Origin of the sequence: Streptomyces sp. TG1A-60 (assembly GCF_037201975.1) — a bacterium.
In the GTDB taxonomy this organism is placed as follows: Bacteria; Actinomycetota; Actinomycetes; order Streptomycetales; family Streptomycetaceae; genus Streptomyces.
Map to the genome: position 1 here is coordinate 1201743 of NZ_CP147520.1, position 21929 is coordinate 1223671.

Here is a 21929-nt window from a genome sequence, read left to right on the forward strand (position 1 = left end):
TCCCTGACGCCTCTTTGGCTTCGTAGCGTATCTGCCGTCTCCTCGTTGAACCGGTGTCGCGTCATCCTCGTGGCCGTCATCGTCGCGAGCGAACCGAAAGAGGGGGAACGCGTGGAACGCGTGCGCCGACGTGTCTGGGGAACGGCCGTCGTCCTGGGGCTGCTGGCGTCACTCGCGCCCGCCGCCTCCGCGCGGGCCGCCGCCGACGGGGCGGCCGAACCGGCTCCGCTGGAGCGCCTCTTCGACAACCGGGCCGTCAGCGACGACACACGGCCCGCCGAGGCCGACTTCGACGGCTCGGGCCGCTCCCTCTCGGCGAGCGGCCTCAAGGCCGCCGGATGGACACCCGGGCGTGCGCTGACCGTTCAGGGCGCACCCCTGACCTGGCCGCGCCGCACGGCGGGCGAGCCCGACAACGTACGCGCCGCCGGCCAGTCCGTACGCGTACGGGGCCGGGGCGACGCCCTCGCCCTCCTCGTCGCCGGCACGAGCGGAGCCGACACGACGGGCACCGGCACGGTCCGCTACTCGGGCGGCACTCGCTCCACCTACCGCCTGACCGCCCCGGACTGGCGCACCGGCCCGCTCGCCACCAAGGCGGTGGCGCTCCCCCACATCAACACGTCCGGCGGCCAACTCACCGAGAGGGCACGGCTGTACGTCGTCACCGTGCCGCTCGTCCGGGGGCGTCAGGTCGCCTCGGTGACCCTGCCGCGCGAGAGGGACCTGCATGTGTTCGCGCTGTCGGTGCGGCCCGAGTCGCCCGGCTGGACCGGTGCTTGGGCCGCCCCCTCCTCCGGCTACACGGCGGTCGGCCCGTGGACCGACCGGACGCTGCGGCTCGTCGTCCACACCTCGGCGGGCGGGCCCCGGGTGCGGATCCGGCTCGACAACACCTTCGCGTCGGCGCCGGTACGGGTGGGGAGCGCGACGGTGGCGGTGCAGGCGGCCGGGGCGACCGCTCGGGGCAGGCCCGTGCCGCTGTCGTTCCGGGGTGCGGCGGGCACCGAAATCCCGGCCGGTGCCCAGGCGTTCAGCGATCCGCTGGGCTTCGAGGTGCCCCCGGACACCAACCTGCTGGTGAGCTTCCATCTGCCGGGCACGGTGACGGCCGCGCCCGTGCACCGGCTGGCCCGGCAGACCTCGTACGTCAGCGAGCCGGGCGATCACGCGGCAGACGGCTCGGCGGCGGCCTACACCTCCACTCTCACGAGCTGGCCGCTGCTGACCGGTATCGACGTGGGCGGCGGACCCGGCTCCGTCGTCCTCCTCGGGGACTCGATCACCGACGGGGAGAAGTCGGCGGTCGACGCCAACCGCCGGTGGCCGGACATGCTCGCCGACCGGCTGCTGGGGCAGCGCGAGGTCCCGCGCTACGGGGTCCTCAACCAGGGGATCTCGGCCAACCGTGTGGTCACCGACCGCTACCCCGGCGACGGTGTCTCCACCGACACGGGCGGCGTGAGCGCACTGCACCGCCTCGACCGGGACGTCCTCGCCCAGACCTCCGCGCGTACCGCCGTCGTCTTCCAGGGCGTCAACGACGTCCGCTGGGGCGCGACGGCCGGCCAGGTCGTCGCCGGGCTGCGGGAGATCGCGGCACGAGGGCACGAGCGCGGCCTGCGTATGCTCGTGGCGACGATCGCGCCCTGCGCGGGCGAGGCCCGGTGCACGGCCGCCGTCGACGCCCGGCGCGTCGAGGTGAACGAGTGGATCCGCCGCAACGAGGAGTTCGACGGTGTCCTCGACTTCGACGCGGTGCTGCGCGACCCGAACCGCCCGGCACGCATGCTTCCCGCCTACGACAGCGGGGACCATCTGCATCCGGGCGACGCGGGGCTCGCCGCGCTGGCCGAGTCGGTGGACCTGCGGCGGCTCTGAAGCCCTCCGGGGGCTACACGTCCAGGTCCACGACGACCGGCGCGTGGTCGGAGGCGCCCTTGCCCTTGCGCTCCTCCCGGTCCACGTACGAGTCGGTCACGGCCTTGGCGAACGCCTCGTTGCCGTAGACGAGGTCGATGCGCATGCCTCGGTTCTTCGGGAAGCAGAGCTGACGGTAGTCCCAGTACGTGAAGGGGCGCTCGTACTTCAGGGGGCGGGGGACGATGTCGGAGAGGCCGGACTCGCGGAGGGAGGCGAGGGCGGCGCGCTCCGCGGGGGTGACGTGGGTGAGTCCCTCGAAGGCGGCGGCGTCGTACACGTCGTCGTCCGTCGGCGCCACGTTGTAGTCGCCCATGACGGCGAAGGGGCGGCTGCCGGCCGCGTCACCCGCGACGGCGGCCTTGAGAGCCTCGAACCACTGGAGCTTGTACGCGTAGTGCGGGTGGTCGACCTCGCGGCCGTTCGGCACGTACACCGACCAGACGCGGACCGGGCCGCAGGTCGCGCAGAGGGCGCGGGGCTCCTCCACACCGTCGTAGCCGGGGTCGCCGGGCAGGCCCTTGACGACGTCCTCCAGGCCCACGCGGGAGATCACCGCCACGCCGTTCCACCGGCCCGTCGCGTGCACCGCCGCCTCGTAGCCCGCTTCGCGCAGCGCGGCGAACGGGAAGCCGTCCTCGGCGATCTTGGCCTCCTGGAGGCAGAGCACGTCCGTGCCGCTGCTCTCCAGCCAGGCCAGCAGCCTCGGGAGACGGGCAGTGATCGAGTTCACGTTCCAGGTCGCGATGCGCATGCCTCACAACCTACCGGGCGGGTCCGACACTCCCCGTCCCGCCCGGTCCGCCCTCAGACGTCCGCCGAGGTGCCGGGGGTGAGGCGCAGGTGTTCCGTGCCGCCCAGGGCGCCGATCTGGCGGTCGTAGACGGGGCGGGCGAGGTCGGTGAGGAGGGCGTCGTGGATGTCGTACGCCCGTTGGGGCCCGACCTCGCGGACGTAGTCGATGACCTCGGAGATCTTGCTCCAGGGGGCCATGACGGGGAGCATCAGCGTCTCGACGGCGTGGTCGGGAACGGTGAGGGCGTCGCCGGGGTGGAAGACGCGTCCGCCGTCGACGAGGTAGCCGACGTTGGTGATGCGCGGGATGTCCGGGTGGATGACGGCGTGGAGTTCGCCGTGGACCTGGACGTCGAAGCCCGCGGCGGTGAACGTGTCGCCGTGGCCGACGGTGTGTACCCGGCCCGGGAAGGCGGCGGAGATCTTCTCGGCGACGGAGCGCAGTGTCCAGATCTCGGCGGCCGGGTCGGCCTCCAGAGCCGCCCGCAGCCGTCCCTCGTCGAAGTGGTCGGGGTGCTCGTGCGTGACGAGGACGGCGTCCGCGCCGATCGCGGCGTCCTCCTCGCTGAACCCGCCGGGGTCGATGACGAGCGTGCGTCCGTCCTTCTCCAGTCGGACGCAGGCGTGCGACTTCTTCGTGAGCTTCATGGTTCCATCCTGCCGCCCGTGGGCCGCCCGCTCACTCCTGCGGGGTGGTCTCCTCACGGATGACCTGCTGCGCCACCCGGAAGGCGCTGTTCGCGGCCGGCACCCCGCAGTAGACGGCGGCCTGGAGCAGGACTTCCTTGATCTCGTTCGGGGTGAGGCCGTTGCGGAGGGCGGCGCGGGTGTGGAAGGCGAGTTCGTCAAGGTGCCCGCCGGCGACGAGGGCGGTGAGTGTGACGCAGCTGCGGGAGCGGCGGTCGAGACCGGGCCGGTCCCAGATCTCGCCCCAGGCGTAGCGGGTGATGAACTCCTGGAAGTCGCCGGAGAACTCGTCCGCCGAGGCGAGCGCGCGGTCGACGTGCGCGTCGCCGAGCACCTCGCGGCGGACCTTGAGCCCCGCCTCGTACGTGTCCGGTCTCCCCGTCGCCTCGGGCTGGGCGGCGGCCGGGGCGATCTCGGCGACGGGTCCGAGCTGCGGCGGGACCGCCGTGAGAACCGGCTTGGCCGGTGCCGCGAGGATGGCGATCTGGCCGGTCGTCGAGTCGTAGGCGGGCTGCCAGGCCGTGGAGAAGTGCCGTACGAGGAGGTCGGTGACCGCGACGGGCTGCTCGACCGGGACGAGGTGCGAGGCGCCGGGGACGACGGCGAGCCGGGCGTCCGGGACGCCCGCGACGAGCGTACGGGCCTCGGCGGGGCCGGTGACCTGGTCGTCGGAGCCGACGAGGACGAGGGTGGGCACCCCGATGCGGCCGAGTTCGGCGCGCACGTCGAACGAGGCGAGCGCCTCGCAGGCCGCGATGTAACAACCGGGGTCGGTGGTACGGACCATCTGCACGGCCCACTCGGTGATCGCGGGCTGCGCCGCCGCGAACCCGGCGGTGAACCAGCGGTCCGGGGACGTCCGGGCGATGGGGTCGAGTCCGTTCGTCCGGACGATCACCCCGCGCTGGCGGAACTCGTCGGCCGTGCCGAAGCGGGGCGAGGCGGCGATCAGCGCGAGCGAGGCGAGGCGGTCGGGGTGGCGCAGCGCCAGTTCGATCCCGAGGGCGCCACCGAGGGCGCAGCCCGCGTAGCCGAAGCGCTGCACGCCGACGGCGTCCAGGGTGGCCAGCAGCCGGGCGGCCAGCTCGGTGACCGAACCGCCGGGGTACGCGGGCGCGCCGCCGTGGCCCGGCAGGTCGAACCGGAAGACCCGCCACTGCCTGGTCAGCTCCGGGACCTGCCGGTCCCACATGTGCCATGTGGTACCCAGGGAGGGACCCAGGATCAGGACGGGAGCCTCTTCTGGCCCGTCAAAGCGGTATTGCAGGGTGTTCGACGGTGTCTCACTCACGCCTCAGACCCTCTCACGTATCACGGACGCCCCTATAACGCGGGGGTGCTTGAAACCGGTCTGACCAGGTTGAATACCTCGCGGGCTGCGTATCGCTTGAGGCATCGGATGATCTCACGTCGGGTCTTGCCCTCCTGGGTGCGGCGTTCGTAGTACGCCTGGGTGCGCGGGTCGTGGCGCAGGCGAGTGAACACGATGCGGTGGAGGGCCGCGTTCGCCTGGCGGTCGCCGCCGTGGTTGAGCCGGCGCGTGCTCCGACGGCCGGAGGAGTACTCGATGGGACTGACTCCGCAAAGGGCAGCAAAGGACGCCTCGGTGCTCAGCCGCTCGGGGTTGTCCCCCATGGTGATCAGGAGAGTGACGGCGCTGTCCGGACCGATGCCCACCGGTACGAGCAGCTGTGGGGCGTGACGTTCGACGAGCCGGGTCAGGCGCTGGTTCAACTCATTGATCTGCCCGGTGAGCTGTTCGATGCGCTCGGCGAGCATGCGTAACGTCATGTGGGTGGCCTGGGCCACCATGTCCTCGTCTCCCTCATCATCGGGTGGGCTGAGCGTCGCGCAGGTGCGGAACAGCTCAGCATTTCCCAAACTCGACAACCGTTCCCGCAGGGCGGGGTCGGCGATGATCAGGACGGCCTTGAGCTGGTTGATCGCCTGGGTGCGGGCCTTGACCGCGGAGTCCTTGGCGAGTTTGTAGATCCGGGCGCTGTGCACGGGTCCGTCGCCGGATTTGGCCTGGGCCCGGGCGCGACCACTGAGCACGGCTCGCGCTGCGGCCTGCGCATCGAGCGGGTCCGACTTACCGAGCAACCGGCGGGCCGACCGGTCGGGCCGGTTCACTTCGAACACCTGGATCTGCTGGGTCACCAGGTAGCGGGACAGGCCCGCGCCGAAGGTGCCGGTGCCCTCCACGCCGGCCCGGCGCACCGTCCCCCGCTTGCGGGCCCACACGAGCAGCTGCCGATAGCCGGCCGCCGTGGCCGGAAACGACTCGTTACCCAGGACTGAGGGGCCCCGAAGTTTCCGGACAGGCACCCAATAGGGTTGTCCTGAACAAGGAAACGAGGAAGAAGTGGCGCCACCCAGTAAGTACTCGCCGGAGTTCCGCGAGGAAGCCGTCCAGATCGCGTTGAGGTCAAGCAAGACGATCTCCGAAGTCGCCCGGGAGCTTGAGCTGAACTCGGAGACGCTACGCGGCTGGGTGAAGAAGTACCAGAAGCAGCAGGAACCGGCCCCCGACGCGGAACTGACGGTGAACGAGCGAGCGCGCCTGAAGGAACTCGAACGACGCAACCGCGAGCTGGAGATGGAAGTTACCTTCCTGAAAAAAGCCGCAGCGTACTTCGCGAAGGATCCCCGGTAGCAAGCAAGTACGAGTTCATCGACGAGATGCGGCTCGACACCGAGAAGTACGCATACAGCGTCGAGTTCATGTGCGGCCGACTCGGCGTCTCCAGATCCGGCTACTACGACTGGCGATCCCGCCCGGAATCCGCGACAGCTCAGCGGCGCGAAGAACTGAAATTGCTCATCGAGAAAGCCTTCGACATGTCCGACAGCACCTACGGGCACCGGCGCATCCAGGCCCAGCTGCACCGCTGGGGCGTCGCCGCGGGCGTGGAGTTGGTCCGCCGCCTCATGCGCGAACTGGGCCTGGTGCCCTGCCTGCCACGGCCGAAGAGGTTCAACCTCACTCAGGCTGCGGCCGGCCAGGTGCCGGACCTCGTCGGCCGCGACTTCACCGCGGATGCGCCCGGTGAAAAGCTCGTCGGTGACATTACTTATATCGCGACAGGGGAAGGCTGGCTGTACCTCGCAACGGTCATCGACTGCTGCACGAAAGAAGTGATCGGTTACGCGATGGACGACCACTACCAAACCTCACTGATATCCAGGGCGATCCGTAACGCGGCACGGAACAGGAACCTCTCGGCCGGCGCGACATTTCACTCGGATCGCGGAAGTAACTACATGTCAGCCGAGTTCGGGAAGACGCTCGACCGGTTCGGGTTCCGCAGATCTGCCGGCCGCACCGGAATCTGTTTCGACAACGCCATGGCCGAATCATTCTTCGGCGCCCTGAAGAACGAGCGCGTATCAAGGGTGACTTACCTGACCCGCGAGGACGCCCGGCAGGACATCACTCGCTACATCGAATTCTGGTACAATCGCAAACGCCTCCACTCGGCGGTGGGTTACCGCCCTCCGCGCGAAGTCCACGCCGAGTATGAGAAGTTGCGAATCGCCGCGTGAAATAAACGGTCATAAGCCTGTCCGGAAAACGTGAGGCCCCTCAGACCTTCCCCAGCGGGGAGGTCACGGCAGCGACATGCATCTCGCCGTGCGTGTCCACGCCCAGTACGACCTCTCTCGTGCGACACGAAGTCGCTCCGGTTGAGTAAGGACGGTCACATGAAGAAGGGATAGATCGGCCGCCCTTCGGGCCAGTATTCGGGCCCGTCCCCGCGCTCACATGCGTCGCTGGTAACGGCGGGGTGTGAAGCTGAGCGTTCAAGCCCAAGAGCCCCCTGGCCATCGGGGAGCCACAGGCGAGGGGAAGGCTGGACGGGCGAACGCAAGTGAACCCCCGATGATGCCTCGTCATCGTAAAACCACTGGATGGTTCGCAATCCATGGTCAAGGACCTGGTGCTGGAACGCACTAAGCGCTCCTTGGGCAAAGAGACCCAAGGTGTGAATACCGCTGGTCCCGGGGTAAAGGGGGCGCCCACCCCAGTCGCTTCTCACCAGAGTGGAACGTGGAAACCCCGTCGAGGTCCAAGCCGAGGCTTGGTAGGCCAACCGCAAGGAAAGCTGAACTCCCCGGCGGGAGAAGGATGATCCAAGAAGCGAAGGCCGGCAGGTCGAAAGACCAGAGGAAAACAGGGACGGGACCTTCACTCGTCCTATGCATAACTCGCCGGATACGGGCCCTGGTGGCTCGACCCGAAAGGGTGCCCACGTGGATCAGGTGAGCCTTTGAAGCCACCACTGCAAGAACGCTGGAACCAAAGGGACAAGTTAGTGCGTTGTGGCAAAGGGAGTCCCTGTTCGATGAGCAGGGGCTTCTTCGTGTGCGGGGCATGATCGCCTTGGGGTAGGGGCAGGGCGGCTTCAAGTTCCCGGTAGGAGCGGGCTGTCGGTGATGCCCCAGATCCAGATGGCGTGTTCGGGTGCGTCCCGGATCGCTCGGGTGGTCTTGGCGATGTTGTCCGCTCCCAGCAGCCGCAGCCTGCCGATGGCCAGGTTCCGCAGAGCGGCCATCGCCCGCGGCGCGCTGCCGGTGTGGACGGTGGAGGCGTCCTCGGCGAACACCACATCTCTGACATGGTGGCTGGAATTTTCGATTCCCCAGTGGCCGCGCACGTATCCGCCCAGGTCAGCAGGGCTGGCCTGGTGGGTATCGAGGCTGGTGACGGCGTAGACCGTCTCCCGGGTCTGCCGCTTGCCGCTCTCCTGGCGGCGCCGGTGGATGCGCAGAGCCAGCCGTGCTTCCGGGAAGGCGATCCCGCCCAGGTTCGCCGCGATGGCCATGGTCTTGACCGAGCGGGACTCCCGCCGCCCGTGCCCGGTCCCCGAGACGGTGTGAGCTACGGGCACCTGCTCCCATGGCAGGGCCTTGAGCTGGGCAGACGCGGTCGGCTGGTTTCCCTTGATCACCGCGATGTAGTGGGCTTTCTTCTCCCGCACCAGCCAGCGCACCTGGTCCTTGACGCTGTGCAGGGCGTCGAAGGTGACCACGGTGCCGGTCAGGTCGAGTGGTTCCAGCAGCGGACGGAAGGCGGCCGTCTCGTTGGTCTTGGCACCCACTTCCCGCTGGGCCAGGGTGACGGTGGGGGCGTGAGTGACGGCGGACAGCAGGTGCCGGTGGCGCTGCTGCCGGTGCGCGGAGCCGGACAGTGCCTTGCCGTCCACCGCGATCGCCGGCCGTGGCGCAGAGCCGGTGCCGCGGCCGGCGTTCGCGGTGTGGTCGCGTTCGGCCAGGTAGGCGCCGATCGCGCTGTCCAGGGCATCGCCGTCGAGGGCGGCAAGGAGCCGGGTGAGGGTGGCATGGGACGGGGCACGGCGACGTCCGGGCAAGTGCCTGCGGATTCCGAGTCGTTCCAGCACCGTGGTGGTGGCACGCTGTCCCCACTCGGTGATCTCGGTGACGGTCCGGGCGCCGGAGACGACTGCGCAGGCGCAGATCAGCAGCAAGCCGACCAGGGGATACCACCGCCCGCGACGCGAACGCGGGTCGGGTACGCGCTGGAGGTGGGCACGCAGGCAGCCGGTGCCGTGCTGGTGCAGGGGGCCCAGTTTCGCCAGGGCGGCAGGGATCGGGGAGGATGGAGCGGCAGGCACGGGACCTCGATGTGATCAGCTGGCGTAGACACCCTGATGATCACCGGTCTCGTGCCTGTGCTGTTGCCACGTCAACTCCCACTGGCCGCGCACGATCTACGCGATCCCGGAACTTGCAACCGCCCTGGGGTAGGGGCAGGCAGCGGACGGCTTGTTGTGGATCGAGGAGGGTGCGATGCCGTCGGTGCTGGGGTTGATGGAACAGCGTGAGGCGCGGGCGAGGCAGGATCTGGAGTCCTGGACGGAGGTCCTGGAGCAGGCTCAGGCGGAGGTGGATGCCGCGCGGGAGCGGGTCGAGCGGGCCCGGGTGGGGCGTAAGGAGCTTGTGTCGGTGCTGGCCGTGGAGAGCCCGGTAAATACGCCGGTTCTGGTGCCGTCCGGTGGTGAGATGGCTGTCGCCGTGGGATCGGGCGGCCCGGGCGCGGGGCATGGCGAGCGGCCGCCGGTGTGGCGGTCGGGCATGGGCGAGGAGGTGCTCGGCGGCTTGTATCGGGAGGTGTTCGCCGCGGTGGTGGCCGCTTCGGGGCCGGTGAACGGGGTGGAGCTGACGCGGGCGGTGGGCCGGGAAGCGGAGATCAAGAACGAGGTGGAGAAGATCCGGCACCGTGCCTATGTGCTGGAGAAGCGGGGCTGGCTGGTGCGGGCGAAGGACGGACGGTTCATGCCCGCGCCCGGAGCAGTCGGCCGGGACGCTTCTCCGGCCAGCGCGGAGCGTCTGCGGCCAGGCGCCGGGAAAGTCTGATCACGGCGGCCCACCACACCATCTGGGCATGGTGGTCGGGGCGGCGTTCGTGGTCGCGGTTGAGGCGGCGTGAGCGGGCCAGCCAGCTCAGCGTCCGCTCCACGACCCACCTGCGGGCCAGTACGACAAATCCGCGTTGTCCGTCGGAGCGGCGCACGACCTCGGTCCGGACTCCGTGACGGGCGAACGCCTTCGCCAGCGCCGGACCCTGGTAGGCGCTGTCGACCCACACCAGTTGCAGCAGCCGGCCCGGCTGCTGCATGAACGTCTCCAGCAGTGCGGGGGCGGCCTTGGAGTCGTGCACATCGGCCGTGGTCACGGTCACTTCCAGGAGCAGGCCCTCGGTGTCGGTCAGGATGTGACGCTTGCGGCCGTCACGTGACTTGCCGCCGTCGTATCCGCGGCTGTCCTCGCCGACGGTCTCGGAGGCGTCCACCGACTGACTGTCGATGATGCCCGCACTGGGCTCGGCGTTGCGGCCGGCGCGCTCCCTCGCCGAACATCGCAGGCGTTCGTACAGTTCACGCGCATAGTCGTAGGCCCGCCAGCGGCGGAAGAAGTCGTAGACCGCCCGCCAGTACGGGAAATCGACCGGCAGAGCCGTCCACTTCACGCCGTTGTCGACCAGGTAGCGCACCGCGTCGAGCATTGTCCGGTGGCAGTACGCCTCCGGACGCCCGCCCCGCTTCAGGAGCCAGGCCGGCACCGGCATCGCGGCGCGGACCTCGGCCCACTCCGCATCCGTCATGTCACTCGGATAGCAGCCTGCCCGCCGTCCCGGAGCGAGCGAACCGAACCGGTGCACGTAGCAGTCACACCCAGGGGTGACCGCGGTGGACGCATGCACAGAGATACTGCTCAACTGATCAGGCAACGGGCTTCCTTGGTCGTGCTGGTGTCGTAACCGCGTCACTACCAAGGGGCCCGTTCTCTCATGCCCGCGACCGCACCCGAACCTCCGTCCAGATCATCACCCGCTGCCGCTCGAACAAGATCCGGATTGCCACAACGCACTGAGGCCCGCGTCTACGTGCACGCCGGTTCTGGTCGGTCGCTGTTCTACAGCTGGCTCAGGAACCTGGGGAGCTTCCCGGCTGAGGCGCCCACCACTTTGCGTGACGTCAGCCGGCACTCCGGCCAGGTCGGCGTCGTCGAACTCGTAGACCGGTATCAGCTGAAATGCCGCCCCGTCCGGGACTTGATCGTCGACTACCTCACCGAGCGGCAGCCATCGCTCGACTACAACTCCCTTGAGGACCTTTCTCGCACGCTCGCCCTGCACTTCTGGGCGAATCTGGAGAAGCACCACCCCGGCATCGACTCTCTCCGCCTGGCTTCCGAGGTCGCCGCCGCCTGAAAGGAACGCTGCCACACCAAGACCTCCGTCCGGCGCTTGCCCGACGGCTCCGCCGTCGAGGTCACCAGTCCGCGGACGAACGCGTTCGCCCTGCTCACCACCGTCCGGGCCTTCTACCTGGATCTGGCTCAGTGGGCTCTGGAAGATCCGGGACGCTGGGGCCCGTGGGTCGCTCCGTGTCCGATCAAGGAAGCGGAGACCTCCCACCGGAAGCACGTCAGCCGGCGCAAGGCCCGCATGGACCAGCGCACCCGGGAGCGGCTTCCGGTTCTTCCCACCCTGGTCAAGACCGCGGCCGACCAGCTCAAAGCTGCTCAGGCCCGGCTTGCCGCCGTCCGCGCGGCGCCACCGGGGACCACGTTCACCGTCCTCGGCGAGACCTATACCAAGGTCAAGGGGACTCGATACACCGACCATGCGGCGTCGGCCACTGCCTACGACGTCGACGGTCGCCGACACTGCTTCGGACCGGCCGAGCAGCGGGCCTTCTGGGCCTGGACGACCGCGGAATTCCTCCGTCACACCGGGGTCCGCATCGAGGAGATGCTGGAGACAAGCCATCACAGCATCACCCAGTACACGCTGCCGACCACAGGCGAGGTCGTTCCGCTCCTGCAGATCGCCCCGTCCAAGACCAGGGCTCGATCAAGTTCCGTGGTTGCGGGGAAGGTTGGCGATCGAGGTCGGTAGGGGCGGGTAGCAGTGCAGGCACGGGGATCCGTGATCATTTTGGTGTCTTAAGCCGATGATCACGAGGATGTCCCGTGCCTGCTGTTGCATCTTCCCCTATCCCCGCCGTACTGACGAAGCTGGGTCCGCTGGATCCCGACCGGATCGCTGACCTGCGCCCTTACCTCGAATCGGTGCCCGATCCGCGTTCCTGCCGGGGCCGGTGGTACTCGCTGACGTCGATCTTGCTGGTGTGTGCCTGCGCGGCCATCGGCGGCGCGAAGAGCATCGCCGAGTTCGGCGAGCGGGCCACGCCTGCGCTGCTGGCATCCCTCGGTGTGCGCCGTCACCTGCTCGGCTGGCGGCGCAGCCCGAGGCCGGTCACCATCGGACGCGTCCTTGCCGCACTCGAGGCGATGCCCTGGACCAGGCAGTGGGCGTCTTCCTGGCCGACACCCGCCGCACCACCACGGACGAGTCCGCCACCCGATCGCGGCAGGTCATCGCCGTGGACGGCAAGGCCCTCAAGGGCTCCTCCCACCTGGGTACGCCGCGCCGGCACCTGCTCTCGGCCGTCACACACGCACCCGTGGCCACGCTCAACCAGGTTGAGGTCAGTGCGAAGACGAACGAGGTGCGCCACTTCAAACCCTTGCTGTCGCCGCTGAACCTGGCTGGCGCCGTCGTCACCTTCGATGCCCTGCACTCGGTAAAGGCCAGCATCACCTGGCTCATCGAGACGAAGAAGGCGCACTACATCGCCGTGATCAAGACCAGCCAGCCCACCGCGTACGCCCAGCTCGCCGCCCTACCCTGGGCCGACATCGCCGTCCAGCACAGCGCCTCACAGACCAGGCACGGCCGCCGCGAGTCCCGCTCGATCAAGACCTGCGCCATCACCGACAACCTCGGCGGCATCGCCTTCCCCCACGCGGCGCTCGCCGTCCGCGTCCACCGCCGACGCAAGCCCGCCGACAAGCCCGAGAGCCGCGAGAACCTCTACGCCGTCACCAGCCTCGACGCCCACCAGGCCGGACCGGCCGCGCTGGCCGCCGCGATCCGCGGGCACTGGGGCATCGAGAACTCCTCGCACCACATCCGGGACGTGACCTTTGCCGAGGACGCCTCGACCGTGCACGCCGGCAGCGCACCCCGCGCCATGGCCGACGGCTTCCGTAACCTCGCCATCGGCATCCTCAAGCTCCTCGGAGCCGAAAACATCGCCAAGACCACCCGCGCCATCCGCCACGACCCCGAACAAGCACTCGCCATTCTGGGCATCACCAACAACCCGGACTACCACGGAACTTGATCAAGCCCTGCTCACGAAGGCGTCGGAATCTCACGCGACGTGTCGGAAGCGCGGCGTGTCGACGAGACCCGTTGAGTGCCGGACAAAGTCTGCCGGTGAGCAGATCCCCAGTCGGGGATCTACTCACCGGCTCGGAACATTGGCCAGGACCGTGAGGGCTCAGGAGGAATCGCCGCGAATGAGCTCGAGAGGTCGCTGTCGAGAACGAGGTGGAAGCAGAATGTCCAGCTTGAGGTATCCGACCAACTCCGCGACGGCCTGGTCGATATAGGCGTCCATGTTGACGTCGATGCTGGTGATGCGGGGCGACACCAGCTGCATGGCGGGGGTGTTGTCGACTCCAATGATCGCGACATCGTCGGGAATCGCGAGCGTGAGGCGTCGGGCGACGGAGGCGACAGCGAGCGCGACTGTGTCGTTGTACGCGGCGACTCCGACCGGCGAGTCGGGGAGCATGGGTGCGAGGGCGTGGAACGCGCCATCCGGGTCGACAGGGATATCGACTCGAATGGGCTCGCTGAGTCCGAGGGCGCGAGAGATGTCCTGAAACATCACGAACCGTCGATCGCTGAAAGGGTCCGGGCGTTGGTCGAGGAGTCCGGCGTACACGATTGGTCGCCGACCGCGCCGCTGCAGTTCAGAGACCTGCATCTCGGCGATATCAAGATCGAGGTGCGCGGTTTGCGAGTCCTGATCAATCCGCGGCACGGTTGGCACACCCTGTTGGGCGAGTCTGTCTCGCGCCTCCTGGGGGAGCGCGCCCAGGTCGACGACAGCGAGTGGCCGTAGCCGCAGCAGGGACGACACCGTCGCGTCGGGATCCTCGTCCGTGAAGCGGAGGACCACGTTGCCAGAGAGAGAGCCGGCGTCTGCGGTGAGGCGGTCGAGGGCGTCTTGCTGGTTCTGACCGATCGTTGAGTTTGGCGCCAGCGCGACGATGGTGTCGCCACGGCCTGTGACCAGGTTGCGGCCGGCCGGGGAGGGGCGGTAGTCGAGCTGGCGAGCAGCAGCGATCACTTTCTCTCGTGTGCTTTCGCTGAAGCTGCTGGCCCGCCCGCCCAGGATGTGGCTGACGGTGGCGCGGGAGACTCCGGCGACGGCAGCCACATCCGCGGCTGTGGCGGGTCGACCGGCGATGCTCGTCATGCCCCCATCATGACACGTTGCGCCAGAGTTATCACGTGTGCATGATGGCCTATCACGTGTGCATACCGTGTGTGACCCGATCTCACCCGCTTGAACGACCAGACAACAATGGGGTTGAAGCATGACTAACGATGCCAACAATCCGGCAAGCGCCGGTAAGCCCCCGGTGGGGCTCCCGGTAGCTGCCGCGATCGCTGCGGAGCAGCTGAGTGATACGGCTGCTGTGCCCACGGTGAAGCTCCGCAAGGGTTACCTGTCGGTTCTGATCCTGAGTTACTGCGCCCTGTACGTGGCGTGGATCGCGCCGACGGCGTTCTCGCTGGCGATCCGAATCGAACAGATCGCACCCGACATCAAGGACACGGCGATTGCGATCGCGGTCGGTGCGCCCTCGCTGATCGTGCTCGTCACCGGGCCCTTGGTCGGCGTCCTCAGTGACAAGACCCGGCTTCGTTTCGGGCGGCGCCGGACGTGGATGCTGGCGGGAATGCTCATGGGCCTCCTCGGCTCGGTCCTCGTCGGGTTGTCGGAGAACATCGGCCTGCTGATCGCCGCGTGGACACTCGCCTTCATCGGCTATACGGCAGCGGGCGGCATGTTCGTCACGCACCTCGGTGACAAGCTGCCCGAGCAGCAGCGCGGCAAGGTCGCGGGTTTCACGGGAGCCGTGACGCAGATCGCCCCGGTGGTCGGTGTCGCCATCGCAGGGGCATTCAGCGCCATGCCGCTGGCCATGTTCGCAGCGCCCTCCGCGATCGCCTTCATCCTCGGCCTCGCGTTCATCGTCGTGATGAAGGACGATCCTGCACCGGCAGACAGCTCGAAGATCAACTTCCGTCAGCTCGTACAGGGGTTCTACTTCAACCCTCGCCGCCACCCGGACTTCGCGTGGGTGTGGATCAGCCGGTTCTTCATCTTCCTCGCCCTGTCGATCATGTCCCTCTACACCGTGTATCTGCTCGGTGATCGCCTCGCGCTCGAGCCGGGCGCGCTCGCGGGCCTCGTTGCTACGGGCGGACTGCTCGGCATCGGCGTCGCGATCACCGGATCGATCCTCAGCGGTGCGATCTCGGACCGCATCCGGCGTCGCAAGCCGTTCATCGTCATCGCAGGCATCCTCCTCGCGGGCGGACTGGTCGTCACGGCGACACTCACCTCCATCACGCAGTTCTACATCGGGTCGCTGGTCGCGGTATTCGGTGTGGGCATCTTCGGAGCCATCGATCAGGCCATCGGACTGGACACCCTGCCCAGCGACCAGGGACAGAACGGACGCTTCCTCGGAATCTTCAACCTCGCCAACCAGCTGGCACAGGGCGTGGGCCCGTTCCTCGCCGCGGCGATTCTGTCCCTTCTCGGCGGGGACTACACCGGCGTGTACATCGTTGCCGCAGCGTTCGCCGTGGTCGGTGGACTGCTGGTCCTCGGGGTTCGACCCGGACGGCCCACCACCGTCAGCATCCCTGTCCCGAAGATCTGACCCGAAGACGACTCCGCGAGTTCGCCGCGGAATGGAGGAACACCTATGCCCGCAACGCTGTTCAACGACGACTGGACGGTCAAGCCGAAGACGAGCATCTTCGCTCAGATCGGACAATCCGCTGACTCGGGAAAGTTGGTCAGGCTGCCGCATGACGCACTGATCTCGGCCGAGCGCGACCCGGCAGGCTCGGGCAAAGGCGCGTACTTCCCGTCTGCGGCGAACTTCGAGTACACCAAGACATTCCTCGCGCCCGACGCGTGGCGAGATCGCAACGTCCGCGTCGAGTTCCAAGGCGCCTACCGTGACGCGGCGGTCTACCTCAACGACGAGTACGTGGGTCAACGCCCCTACGGGTACTCGATCTTCGAGGTCAATCTGGACGACCACCTGCGTTTCGGAGAGGAGAACACTCTGCGCGTTGAAGTACGCGCCCAAGACGACTCCCGCTGGTACACAGGCGTCGGCATCACGCGGGACGTGCTCCTACACGTGACGGACCCGTACCGAATCTCCTCTTACGGCGTGCAAGCGCGACTGGAGGACATCGATGAGGAAATAGCGACCGTGAAGGTCGATATCGCCCTCCTCAACGGTCGACGCCATCGCGCCACCGCACGAGTGGATGTGACCATCCGCGACGCCGACGGCCACGCGGTCGCCAACGCGACGACACCCGCCACGGTCAGCGGCGGGCAGGCCGGCACGGTCTCGACACAGCTGTACCTTCCGGCCCCGCGTCGGTGGTCGACCGATGACCCTTACCTCTATTCGGTTGACGTGCACGTCCGCGAGGGCGACACGACGCTCGACCGATCCGAGGTCCCCTTGGGGCTCAGGACGATCCAGCTGGATCCTCAGCGCGGTCTGCGCCTCAACGGCACCCCGATCAAGATTCGAGGCGCCTGCGTCCATCACGACAATGGTGCTCTCGGCGGAGTCGCCCTCGCCGCCGCGGAAGAGCGCCGAGTGCGCATTCTCAAAGAAGCCGGCTTCAATGCGATCCGCAGCGCCCACAATCCGATCAGCATCCCGATGCTGGAAGCGTGCGACCGGCTCGGCGTCCTCGTCATGGACGAAACGTTCGACGTGTGGACCGAGAGCAAGTCCTCGTTCGACTACTCGCTCGATTTCCCGGAATGGTGGGAGCGAGACGTCGAATCTATGGTCCTCAAAGACCGCAACCACCCCAGCGTCATCTTCTACTCCATCGGCAACGAAATCCCCGAGATCGGGACGGCACCCGGTGCCGAGTGGAACCAGCGCCTCGCCGCGAAGGTGCGCCAGATCGACCCCACCCGCCCCGTCACCAACGGAGTCAACGGGTTCGTCGCCGCGCTGAAAGACGTCATGCAGATGATGCAGCAGGCCACCGACGCCGGAGCCGCCGGTGGCGTCAACGACGCCATGGGAAGCGCCGGCGACATGATGAACCAGATCAGCGCCTCCGACATCGTCTCAGAGAAGCTCGAAGAACCCCTCGCGGCACTGGATGTGGCGGGCATCAACTACGGAGACAGCCGCTACGAGCTCGACCGCACCGCCGCTCCGAACCGCATCCTCGTCGGCACCGAGACTTTCCCGGGCCACATCGATGTCCTGTGGCGCCTCGTGCTGGACAACCCGAACGTGATCGGGGACTTCACCTGGGCTGGATGGGACTATCTCGGCGAAGTCGGAGTGGGACGCACCCGCTACCTCGACGACAACGACATGGCCTTCGAAGCGCCGTACCCGTGGATCTCGGCATGGGTGGGCGACATCGACATGAGCGGACGCCGCCGCGCGATCTCCTACTACCGCGAAACCGTGTTCGGGCTTCGGGAACGGCCCTTCATCGGCGTCCACCGCCCACAGAATCACGGCCGCGCAGCCATGACCGGCGGATGGTCCTGGCCGGACATCCAGGAGAGCTGGACCTGGTCCGTGGACCCAGGATCCCCGATCCGCGTCGACGTCTACTCCACCGCATACGAGGTGGAGCTCCTGTGCAACGGGGAGTCTCTCGGACGCGCGCGCACGGGAATCGCGAAACCCTTCATCGCCGAGTTCGATGTGACCTACGAGCCCGGCGTTCTCGAGGCCGTCTGCTACTCGCACGGCGGAGAGGTGTCGCGCTCACAGATCCGCTCGGCCGCAGGCGAGGCCATCCTGCACCTCACCCCTTCAGCGATGACCATCGCCGATGGGCCCGGTGACGCGGTGTTCATCGAGATCGAGATCCTCGATGCCAGCGGCATCCGGGTCACCGACGACGAGAAGGACATCCAGCTCACAGTCTCCGGCGCCGGTGAGCTGGTCGGCGTGATGAGCGGCCGACCCAACCCGGAGCATCCACTCACAGGGGATGTCTGCCAGACACTCGACGGGCGCGTGCTCGCCATCGTGCGCCCCCTCCACGCCGGGACCATCGAGATCGCAGCGACCGCCGGCACTCTCCAGGGAGGCGTAACGGTGCAGGTCGTCCAGGATTCCGATGACTGACCGCGTGGTCGAGGAGATCGCGGTCGCTGACCGGGAGTCAGCGTTGCGCTGGGCCATCATCGGCACCGGCGCGATCTCCCACCACATCGCCCAAGACGTGACGGGCCTCATAGGTGCGGAACTGGTCGCCGTGGCATCGCGTGACACCCGTCGAGCGGGAGAGTTCGCGCGGCTTCACGGCGCCGCCCATGCGGGATCCCTCAGTGAGGTGCTGGGGCTCGGCGAGGTCGATGTCGTGTACATCGCGACGCCGCACGCCACCCATCACGAGATCGCACGGCGGGCCCTGATGGCAGGCAAGCACGTTCTCATCGAGAAGCCGGCGACCATGGACGTGGCCGAGGCTGAGGATCTCCGCCAACTCGCTCAGGCCACCCACGCGTTCCTCATGGAAGCGATGTGGATGAAATTCAACCCGGCCTACCGCGCTCTGATCGACTTTGTTCAGTCCGGCGGGATCGGGGCCGTGCGCAGTGTGCGGGCGAGTTTCGGACTCCCGTTCCCGCGTGACGACTCGAGCCGCTGGAACGCGGACCTCGGAGGCAGCGCGTTGTTCGACCAGGGCATCTATCCGCTCACCCTCGCCTGCGACATGCTCGGCGCCCCCACGGAGATTACGGCGCGGGGCGTGCGCGAGGCAGGGGTGGATATCGCGCAGCACATGACGCTGGAGTTCGGCGACGGTCGCTACGCGCAACTCGCCAGCTCCATGAGTGAGTTCGTCGAGCCGACCGCCGCTGTGAACGGCACCGACGGGTGGGTCGAGATCCCCTTCCCGTTCTGGGTGGCCACGGAGTTCACCACCCACCTGGCGGACCCGAAAACGTTCCTCACGTCTCAGACCTCGCGATTCAAGAAGCAGGGCAACGGATACACCCCCATGCTGCGAGCAGTGCAGCAGGCGATCCTCGACGGGGCGCGAGAGCACTCTCTCCACACCTGGAGCGACACCACGGCGGTGCTCGCTCTCCTACAGAGCACCGCGACGCAGATCACTCAGAACCGATGACGCTACGGATGAAAGGCTTCTCCCTCATGACCCGATCGCACAACGACTTCCTCTGGGGTGCATCCTCCTCGCCCCACCAGATCGAAGGGAACAACGTCAACTCTGACTGGTGGGTCTACGAGCAGCAGATGCCGAACTTCTCGCTGAGCGGTGACGCGGTCGACAGCTACCACCGGTACGCGGAGGACATGCGCCTGCTGGCCGAGGCCGGATTGACGTCCTACCGGTTCGGCATCGAATGGGCGCGCGTCGAACCTCTGCCCGGTGAATTCTCAATCGCTGTACTGCAGCACTACCGCCGGATGATCGACACCGCACACGACCTCGGCCTCACTCCCGTCGTCACTCTTCACCACTTCTCCAGCCCCCGGTGGTTCATTGAGGAGGGCGGATGGTTCGGGGAGACGGCGATCGACCGCTTGTCCGCCTACGTCACCCGGGTCTGCGAGATCCTGCACGACGTCCAGTGGGTCGCGACGATCAATGAGCCGAACATGTACGCGTTCATGATGCTCATGGCAAGCGGCATCACCGGCTCCGTCGTGCCCGAGTTCGAGACCCCCACGATCCAACCGGAGAACGGCTTCGTGCTTCCGCGGCCGTTGCCCGAAGCGGTCGAGGTGCTCATCAAGGCGCACCATGCCGCACGGGAGATCGTCCGACAGAACACCTCCGCGAAGGTGGGCTGGACCGTCGCGAACCTGGCGATGTATGCCGACGCACCAGAGAACGAAGCGCGGTTCCTGGAGGAGCGGTACGCCCGCGAGGACGTCTTCATGGAAGCAGCCCGCGGTGACGACTTCATCGGCGTCCAGGCGTACACCACCCAGGCGGTCGGCGCGGACGGGCTCATCCCACATCCGCCGCACGAGGACAACACCCTCGTCGGCTCCCCGTACCGTCCCGACTCGCTCGGCATCGCCATCCGCCACGCATGGGAGGTGACCGGCGGCGTCCCCATCCTGGTGACCGAGAACGGCATCGCCACTGCCGACGACAGCCGCCGCGTCGCCTACATCGAAGAAGCGCTGAAGCACCTGTTCGCCGCAGCCGACGACGGTATCGACATCCGCGGCTATCTGCACTGGAGCGCCCTGGACAACTTCGAGTGGGGGCACTGGGAGCCGACCTTCGGTCTCATCGCCGTCGATCGAACCACCTTCGAACGCACCCCCAAGCCCAGCCTCACCCGCCTGGGTGAGATCGCTCGTACGCGCACCACCACGCCCAGCGAGGGATAGCGGGAGAAGACGCCCGCTCCGCTCCTCGGCACCTGACCTGGACGGTGGAGCGGGCGCCCTCGCCCGGAACCGGTCGTACCCAAGTACTACGAGACGGCGCCACACCTGATCGACTCACGTCCCCACTCGCCTACAAGAAAGAGACCGAACATGAAGGACTTCCCGATTCCCACCACCATCAGCCCAGAGGCGCAGAGCATCCTGGCGATGGTGGCACAACTTCCTCAGCAGCCCGACCCCACGCCTGACGATGTAGAGGGTTGGCGCGCTCTCGCGGAGGCGGCAGCTTCCGAGGACCCGGCGACGGTGGAAGCGCTGGCTCTGGCTACGACCGGAGCGGTCGCGACGGATGTCATCGCGACGGTCGAGCCCGCGGAAGTCGACGGGGCAAAGTTCTATATCGCTCAGCCAGAGGGTCTCGGCGACGACGACGAACGAGTGCTTCTCTACATTCACGGTGGCTCGTTCACCTGGGGTGGCGGCGCCACCGCCCATCGTTCAACGCAGCTCATCGCCGCAAATCTCGGCGTACGCACCTGGGGGATGGACTACCGGCAGCTTCCCCAGGACCCCTATCCGGCCGGCCTCGACGACTGCATTGCCGTCTATCGCCATCTCCTGCGAACGCACAAGCCACAGAACATCGCAATCGGCGGCCAGTCCGCGGGCGCCAATCTCACGGCAGCGCTGCTCCTGCGGGCGCGAGATGAAGGCCTGCCCCTCCCCGCCGCAGCAGTACTCATCTCTCCGTGCGTGGACTTCACCATGGCCGGTGACACGCAGACCACGAACAGCTTCGCGCTCCCAGGCCCGTTCGACAACACGCTCGAGCTGTACCGAAACGGGCATGAACTGACCGAGCCGTACATCTCGCCATTGTTCGGAACCTTCACGGAGGACTTCCCTCCAACCATCCTGACTGCCGGGACAAGAGACTTCCTTCTCTCGGACACGGTGCGACTCCACCGCAAGCTTCTCCGCGCCGGCGTCCGCGCGGAGCTCCACGTCTGGGAGGGCGCACTGCACGGCATGTTCATGGGGCAGGCCCCCGAAGATCGAGAGCAGATCGAACAGGTACGCGGCTTCCTCGAAGACGTCTGGACGAGTGCCTAGTCCTCCTCTAAACGCGCTAACCGGACGGCTCTCTCGGCGCCGATTCTTCTGATGTCGATCGGGGCGGTGCGAGCGATGACTCGCTGCTACACCATGTGGAGGGACACGGCCCTTGTGGGTGGTGTAGTTGTCGCGGATCAGGTGGACATCGAGGTGCTCGGGCACCTCCTTGTCGAGCTTGGTTGCGACGACGTCGCCCGCCGCGACCACCGCAGCAACGTCTCCCGTTCCTCGCCCGTCAGGACCACCCCGACCGTCGGCCGACCCAAACGCGCCATGAGCACAGCCCACTTCTATTGCGAAATAGGGGCTCAGGACACCAGGGCCGCAGACATTCA

The 21929-nt window shown here is 67.5% G+C and carries 18 protein-coding genes and 1 pseudogene; 12 read left to right on the forward strand and 7 right to left on the reverse strand.

Annotation, left to right across the window (positions count from 1 at the left end):
* The first annotated feature begins 78 nt into the window (after nt 1-78).
* Nucleotides 79-1881: an SGNH/GDSL hydrolase family protein gene (locus tag WBG99_RS04655; RefSeq protein WP_338900214.1), complete on the forward strand. Its 1803-nt coding sequence runs from the start codon at nt 79-81 to the stop codon at nt 1879-1881.
* Nucleotides 1882-1894: 13 nt separating this feature from the next.
* Here WBG99_RS04655 and WBG99_RS04660 read toward each other — a convergent pair whose 3' ends face one another.
* From WBG99_RS04660 to WBG99_RS04675, 4 genes are read right to left on the reverse strand one after another with little or no spacing between them, the layout of a single operon-like run.
* Nucleotides 1895-2674: an exodeoxyribonuclease III gene (locus WBG99_RS04660; protein WP_338895111.1), complete on the reverse strand. Its 780-nt coding sequence runs from the start codon at nt 2672-2674 to the stop codon at nt 1895-1897.
* A 53-nt stretch (nt 2675-2727) separates the two neighbouring features.
* Complete coding sequence (locus WBG99_RS04665; RefSeq protein WP_338895112.1) at nt 2728-3363, reverse strand: MBL fold metallo-hydrolase; 636 nt, start codon at nt 3361-3363, stop codon at nt 2728-2730.
* A 31-nt stretch (nt 3364-3394) separates the two neighbouring features.
* A complete protein-coding gene (gene pcaC / locus WBG99_RS04670) occupies nt 3395-4693 on the reverse strand; it encodes a 4-carboxymuconolactone decarboxylase (RefSeq protein ID WP_338895113.1) in 1299 nt (432 codons plus the stop codon).
* A 32-nt stretch (nt 4694-4725) separates the two neighbouring features.
* A complete protein-coding gene (locus WBG99_RS04675; protein ID WP_338895114.1) occupies nt 4726-5730 on the reverse strand; it encodes an IS110 family transposase in 1005 nt (334 codons plus the stop codon).
* Nucleotides 5731-5767: 37 nt separating this feature from the next.
* Between WBG99_RS04675 and WBG99_RS04680 the strand changes: the two genes are divergently transcribed.
* Nucleotides 5768-6948 (forward strand): IS3 family transposase gene (locus WBG99_RS04680; RefSeq protein WP_338895115.1). Its coding sequence is split into 2 segments (ribosomal slippage): nt 5768-6032 and nt 6032-6948, totalling 1182 coding nucleotides; the frame shifts between segments, so codons are not numbered across the junction.
* An 860-nt stretch (nt 6949-7808) separates the two neighbouring features.
* On the opposite strand, the gene WBG99_RS04685 is transcribed toward WBG99_RS04680, so the two are convergent.
* Entirely contained in the window at nt 7809-9038 is a 1230-nt protein-coding gene (locus WBG99_RS04685; RefSeq protein WP_338895116.1) for an ISAs1 family transposase, read from the reverse strand.
* A 175-nt stretch (nt 9039-9213) separates the two neighbouring features.
* On the opposite strand from WBG99_RS04685, the gene WBG99_RS04690 reads away from it, so the two are divergent.
* Nucleotides 9214-9780, forward strand: a complete 567-nt coding sequence (locus WBG99_RS04690; RefSeq protein ID WP_338895117.1) for a hypothetical protein — start codon at nt 9214-9216, stop codon at nt 9778-9780.
* Here WBG99_RS04690 and WBG99_RS04695 read toward each other — a convergent pair.
* A complete protein-coding gene (locus tag WBG99_RS04695; protein WP_338894346.1) occupies nt 9698-10528 on the reverse strand; it encodes an IS5 family transposase in 831 nt (276 codons plus the stop codon). The genes WBG99_RS04690 and WBG99_RS04695 overlap by 83 nt on opposite strands.
* A gap of 252 nt (nt 10529-10780) precedes the next feature.
* Between WBG99_RS04695 and WBG99_RS04700 the strand changes: the two genes are divergently transcribed.
* The 4 genes and pseudogenes from WBG99_RS04700 (at nt 10781) to WBG99_RS04715 (ending at nt 13118) form a co-directional block, all read left to right on the forward strand.
* Nucleotides 10781-11137, forward strand: a complete 357-nt coding sequence (locus WBG99_RS04700) for a hypothetical protein (RefSeq protein WP_338895118.1) — start codon at nt 10781-10783, stop codon at nt 11135-11137.
* A gap of 36 nt (nt 11138-11173) precedes the next feature.
* Nucleotides 11174-11827, forward strand: coding sequence for a hypothetical protein (locus tag WBG99_RS04705; RefSeq protein ID WP_338895119.1), 654 nt, complete (start codon nt 11174-11176; stop codon nt 11825-11827).
* Nucleotides 11828-12000: 173 nt separating this feature from the next.
* Nucleotides 12001-12159: pseudogene (locus WBG99_RS04710) on the forward strand (transposase family protein); the annotation flags it as partial.
* 80 nt (nt 12160-12239) lie between these two features.
* Nucleotides 12240-13118 carry an ISAs1 family transposase gene (locus WBG99_RS04715; protein ID WP_338895120.1) on the forward strand — a complete coding sequence of 293 codons (879 nt, stop codon included), beginning with the start codon at nt 12240-12242 and terminating at the stop codon, nt 13116-13118.
* Nucleotides 13119-13277: 159 nt separating this feature from the next.
* On the opposite strand, the gene WBG99_RS04720 is transcribed toward WBG99_RS04715, so the two are convergent.
* Nucleotides 13278-14264: a LacI family DNA-binding transcriptional regulator gene (locus tag WBG99_RS04720; protein WP_338895121.1), complete on the reverse strand. Its 987-nt coding sequence runs from the start codon at nt 14262-14264 to the stop codon at nt 13278-13280.
* 232 nt (nt 14265-14496) lie between these two features.
* Here WBG99_RS04720 and WBG99_RS04725 point away from each other — a divergent pair, with 232 nt between their 5' ends.
* From WBG99_RS04725 to WBG99_RS04745, 5 genes are all read left to right on the forward strand, one after another.
* A complete protein-coding gene (locus WBG99_RS04725; RefSeq protein ID WP_338895122.1) occupies nt 14497-15744 on the forward strand; it encodes an MFS transporter in 1248 nt (415 codons plus the stop codon).
* A 45-nt stretch (nt 15745-15789) separates the two neighbouring features.
* Nucleotides 15790-18228, forward strand: coding sequence for a glycoside hydrolase family 2 TIM barrel-domain containing protein (locus tag WBG99_RS04730; protein WP_338895123.1), 2439 nt, complete (start codon nt 15790-15792; stop codon nt 18226-18228).
* A complete protein-coding gene (locus WBG99_RS04735) occupies nt 18221-19237 on the forward strand; it encodes a Gfo/Idh/MocA family oxidoreductase (RefSeq protein ID WP_338895124.1) in 1017 nt (338 codons plus the stop codon). The genes WBG99_RS04730 and WBG99_RS04735 overlap by 8 nt, the downstream gene beginning before the upstream one ends.
* 26 nt (nt 19238-19263) lie before the next feature.
* Complete coding sequence (locus WBG99_RS04740) at nt 19264-20478, forward strand: family 1 glycosylhydrolase (protein ID WP_338895125.1); 1215 nt, start codon at nt 19264-19266, stop codon at nt 20476-20478.
* Nucleotides 20479-20628: 150 nt separating this feature from the next.
* Nucleotides 20629-21591, forward strand: a complete 963-nt coding sequence (locus tag WBG99_RS04745) for an alpha/beta hydrolase (RefSeq protein ID WP_338895126.1) — start codon at nt 20629-20631, stop codon at nt 21589-21591.
* The last annotated feature ends 338 nt before the right edge of the window (nt 21592-21929 follow it).